This window comes from Streptomyces sp. NPDC057428 (assembly GCF_042803195.1).
Classification (GTDB): domain Bacteria; phylum Actinomycetota; class Actinomycetes; order Streptomycetales; family Streptomycetaceae; genus Streptomyces.
This window is the reverse complement of sequence record NZ_JBHVCT010000191.1, coordinates 1-3,402: the sequence shown is the minus strand read 5'-3', so window position 1 is coordinate 3,402 and position 3,402 is coordinate 1. Positions and strand designations below refer to the sequence as shown.

5 protein-coding genes are annotated in these 3,402 nt (G+C 66.9%); 4 read left to right on the top strand and 1 reads right to left on the bottom strand.

Features of this window, described 5'->3' with window-relative positions; translation table 11 throughout:
- Window positions 1–45: 45 nt before the first annotated feature.
- Window positions 46–432 carry an NADPH-dependent F420 reductase gene (locus tag ACFU5K_RS31520; RefSeq protein ID WP_384068069.1) on the bottom strand — a complete coding sequence of 129 codons (387 nt, stop codon included), beginning with the start codon at window positions 430–432 and terminating at the stop codon, window positions 46–48.
- A 188-nt stretch (window positions 433–620) separates the two neighbouring features.
- Between ACFU5K_RS31520 and ACFU5K_RS31515 the strand changes: the two genes are divergently transcribed.
- The 4 genes from ACFU5K_RS31515 (at window position 621) to ACFU5K_RS31500 (ending at window position 3,013) form a co-directional block, all read left to right on the top strand.
- Entirely contained in the window at window positions 621–1,094 is a 474-nt protein-coding gene (locus ACFU5K_RS31515) for a MarR family winged helix-turn-helix transcriptional regulator (RefSeq protein WP_384068066.1), read from the top strand.
- Window positions 1,091–1,717 (top strand): TetR/AcrR family transcriptional regulator, encoded by a 627-nt coding sequence (locus tag ACFU5K_RS31510; protein ID WP_384068063.1) that lies wholly within the window; start codon window positions 1,091–1,093, stop codon window positions 1,715–1,717. Before ACFU5K_RS31515 ends, ACFU5K_RS31510 begins: the two co-directional genes overlap by 4 nt.
- Window positions 1,714–2,241, top strand: a complete 528-nt coding sequence (locus ACFU5K_RS31505) for a dihydrofolate reductase family protein (protein WP_384068060.1) — start codon at window positions 1,714–1,716, stop codon at window positions 2,239–2,241. The genes ACFU5K_RS31510 and ACFU5K_RS31505 overlap by 4 nt, the downstream gene beginning before the upstream one ends.
- 82 nt (window positions 2,242–2,323) lie before the next feature.
- Window positions 2,324–3,013, top strand: a complete 690-nt coding sequence (locus tag ACFU5K_RS31500) for a class I SAM-dependent methyltransferase (RefSeq protein ID WP_384068057.1) — start codon at window positions 2,324–2,326, stop codon at window positions 3,011–3,013.
- Window positions 3,014–3,402 lie beyond the last annotated feature (389 nt).

Here is a 3,402-nt window from a genome sequence, read left to right as displayed (position 1 = left end):
CCTAGAGACACGCCCCCACAGCGTGTCCAGACGCGTTTCCCCAGGTCACAGCACGATTCGATGCTCTAGGCACCGCGAATTATGCGGAACGCAGGGCGAGGAGAGCCGGCCTTTGAGGATGTCGCCCGCGTTGGGCGCGTAGTGCGCGTTGGTGGTGTCGACGACGATCTTCCCGTTCCAGTCGGGCGGGGCGTTGCCGAACTCCTCGACCGCGCCGAACGGGATGGCCATGAAGATGACGTCGCTCGCCAGTGCCTCGGTGAGCGTCACAGCCCGGACCGTGGAGCCCACGGAGGCGGCGAGTTCACTGATCGAGCCCGGTCCGCGCGTGTTGGCGATGCTTACCTCGACTCCGGCCCTGGCGAACAGGCGAGCCAGCGCCGAACCGATGTTTCCGCTGCCCACGATGGCGTAGGGGGTGTCTGCAGACATGTGTGTTTCCAGTTCTGGTAGATCGCTGAGCACCGGCGAGGCGACAGAGCAGCTTCGCCGTCCGGCTGCCGTCGCCGCGTTCCTGTCGGGCACGGCAACCGCCTCCGCCAACCAATTTGGTTGAGGTGTTAACAAAACCGTAGGCATGGGCTGGTTAACATGTCAACCAAAGCGGTAAAGTGGCCTTCATGGACGAACCGCGATGGCTGGACGAGCGTGAACAGCGGGCTTGGCGCAGTCTCACGAAGCTGCAGGCCGGCCTGTCCGAATACATAGAGCGACAGCTGCGTACCCACAGCGGGCTGTCCACCGCCGACTACCAGGTGCTGGCACACCTGTCCGAGGCGCCCGAAGGGCGCCTGAGGTCATTCGCACTCGGAGATGCGCTGCAATGGGAGAAGAGCCGCCTGTCGCAGCATCTGACCCGCATGCAGAACCGAAACCTCATCCGCCGCGAGCGTTGTGCCACCGACCAGCGGGGAGCCGTCGTGGTCATCACCGAACAGGGCCGCACCCTCATCGAAACAGCCGCGCCGCTCCACCTGGCTGACGTGCGCAACGTGCTGATCGACCACGTGACCCCAGCGCAGATGGATCTTCTGAGCGAATTGGGAGGCCAGGTGGAGGCGCGACTCGCCGAGATCGATCAGAAGCCGGGATGAGCCCCTACGCCCCGCCGGGACGGCCTGACGCTGACCGCGCTCCCAGCGTCGTCGCCCCGTTGGGGCTCGGCGGGCGCCTCGCCGCCACCGCCCGCGCGATCGGGGCCCACGGTCCCGGCAAGCTAACCCTGGCGCACGTCGGTGCGGAAGCGGGAGTCTCCCCGGCGACGCTGTCGCAGCGCTTCGGGTCCAAGCGGGGCCTGCTGCTGGCATTTGCCGCGGGCGCCGCCGCGGACGCTGACGCGCCTTACCGGCGAGCCCGGGCCGCGCACGACTCACCTCTGGCAGCGCTGCACGCCGCAACCGACGAGTTCGCCGGTTACATGTCCACTCCCGAGGAGATGGCCAATCACCTCGGCATGCTTCAGCTTGACCTCTCCGATCCAGAGTTCCGCGTTCATGCCGCCGAACACGCCCGCGCGGTCGATGCAGCACTGCGCGAGCTGCTGACCGATGCCGTCGCGAGAGGCGAGCTCCCGCCCGGCACGGACGTGCCGCGCCTGGCGCGGCACGTCCAGATCACCACCGACGGCTCCCTGCTGCGATGGGCCCTCACCGGCGACGGCGATCCCGCCGTCCTTTTCCATGACGACCTTGACCACCTGCTCAGGAGAATTCCGTGACCTTCACCTCTACCGTCTTCATCGGAACCAGCCTCGACGGCTACATCGCCCGGCCCGACGACGACATCGAATGGCTGACCTCGCGCGGCGAGAGGGCCGGCGACATGGGTTACTCCGAGTTCCTCGGCTCGGTTGACGCCGTGATCATGGGTCGCAACACTTACGACCGGCTTATCGGTTTCGGCGAAGAGAACTGGCACTACGGCGACCGCCACGTCGGCGTCCTCAGTACCACTCTTCCCGGGGACGCCGACCCCCGCATCACCGTCTACCGAGACATGGACAGCCTCGTCGCCGACCTCGACAAGCGCGGGATCAAGCACGTCTACCCCGACGGTGGACGCCTGATCCAGAGCTTCATCCGCGCCGGACGCGTCGACGCGTTCACCATCAGCGTCGCCCCGGTCCTTATCGGAGCCGGTCACCGTCTCTTCGGTGACCTTACCGAGGACGTCCCGCTTCGCCTGGTCTCGGCCACCGACATCGGCGGCTTCGCGCAACTGCGCTACACCGTGCAGAAGTAGCGGCGCATGTCCGGGCTGACCGGTGATGCGTTGCGGTAACGGGCCGGTGGTTGTCACGGTCGCATTAGTAGTGTTCTCAGCTATGACTGAACCGACCTACCTGCATGCCACCCGCGTCGCTTACGACACCGTTGCCGAAAACTACGCCAAGCTCGTGCCCTCCGCGTTCGAGGACGATCTGTACGGCCGCGCGATGATAAGCACGTTCGCCGAACTCACCCGGGTCCTCGACGCCGGGCCCGTCGCTGACCTCGGCTGCGGGCCCGGCCACGTGACAGCACACCTGCAGTCCCTCGGGGTGACCGCGTTCGGCATCGACCTGTCCCCGGAAACCGTTGCGGTTGCCCGGCGCAGGCATCCAGAGCTGCAATTCGACGAAGGGTCGATGACCGACCTGGACCTGGCGGACGGCAGTCTTGGCGGCGTCATCGCCTGGTACTCCATCGTGCACACCCCTCCGGAACTGCTGCCGGTCGTGTTCGCAGAGTTCCACCGCGTGCTGGCTCCAGGCGGCCATCTGCTGATCGCCTTCAAGGCCGGTGACAGGCTCCGACGCCTGGAGAACGCATACGGGCATGAGTTGTCCCTCGACGTCTACTGGGTCTCTCCCGACCGCATCGCCGAGCTGCTGAGTCAGGCCGGGCTGACGGTGGATGCCCGGCTGATCCGCGAGCCGAACGAGCAGGAGAAGCCCCGCCAAGGTCAGCAGGCGTACCTCCTGGCCCGGAAGTCGGCCAAGCCTGGAACAAGGGACGCCGACACCATTGCGTAACACGACCCAGTCGTCCGCAGGTGTGCTCTGGAGGTTCATAGACGGCGGCGGGCGGCGGGGTCACGTTCGGCGACGTGCCGGGAGCGGGCCGGCAGCATCCCGCTGCCCCACGCCTGCACATTCACCGACCTCGGCCCGGCCACCCGCCTCCAGGACCTGGCCGACGCTCAGCGCAGGCGCCAAGCCAAGGCGGATCAGGAAGAGGACTGACCGCCGTCACGCCTGCTGCCTACTTCTGCCGTGCTCCGGCTGGTCTCCTTGTTGGGACCTGTCCCCGAGTGGTGGACACCTCTGAGCCCGGATCCACCGGTGAATCTCGCGGGGGCGCAGTCTCTCGCCGAGTAGCGTCGGCTGTGTGAGGCAGGGGTGTGAGGGCGTGCGAGATCCGC

Coding starts and splice junctions, on each gene's coding strand:
- ACFU5K_RS31510 (WP_384068063.1), top strand. CDS start 1,091: ATGAGCCCCTACGCCCCGCCGGGACGGCCTGACGCTGACCGCGCTCCC.
- ACFU5K_RS31500 (WP_384068057.1), top strand. CDS start 2,324: ATGACTGAACCGACCTACCTGCATGCCACCCGCGTCGCTTACGACACC.
- ACFU5K_RS31515 (WP_384068066.1), top strand. CDS start 621: ATGGACGAACCGCGATGGCTGGACGAGCGTGAACAGCGGGCTTGGCGC.
- ACFU5K_RS31520 (WP_384068069.1), bottom strand. CDS start 432: ATGTCTGCAGACACCCCCTACGCCATCGTGGGCAGCGGAAACATCGGT.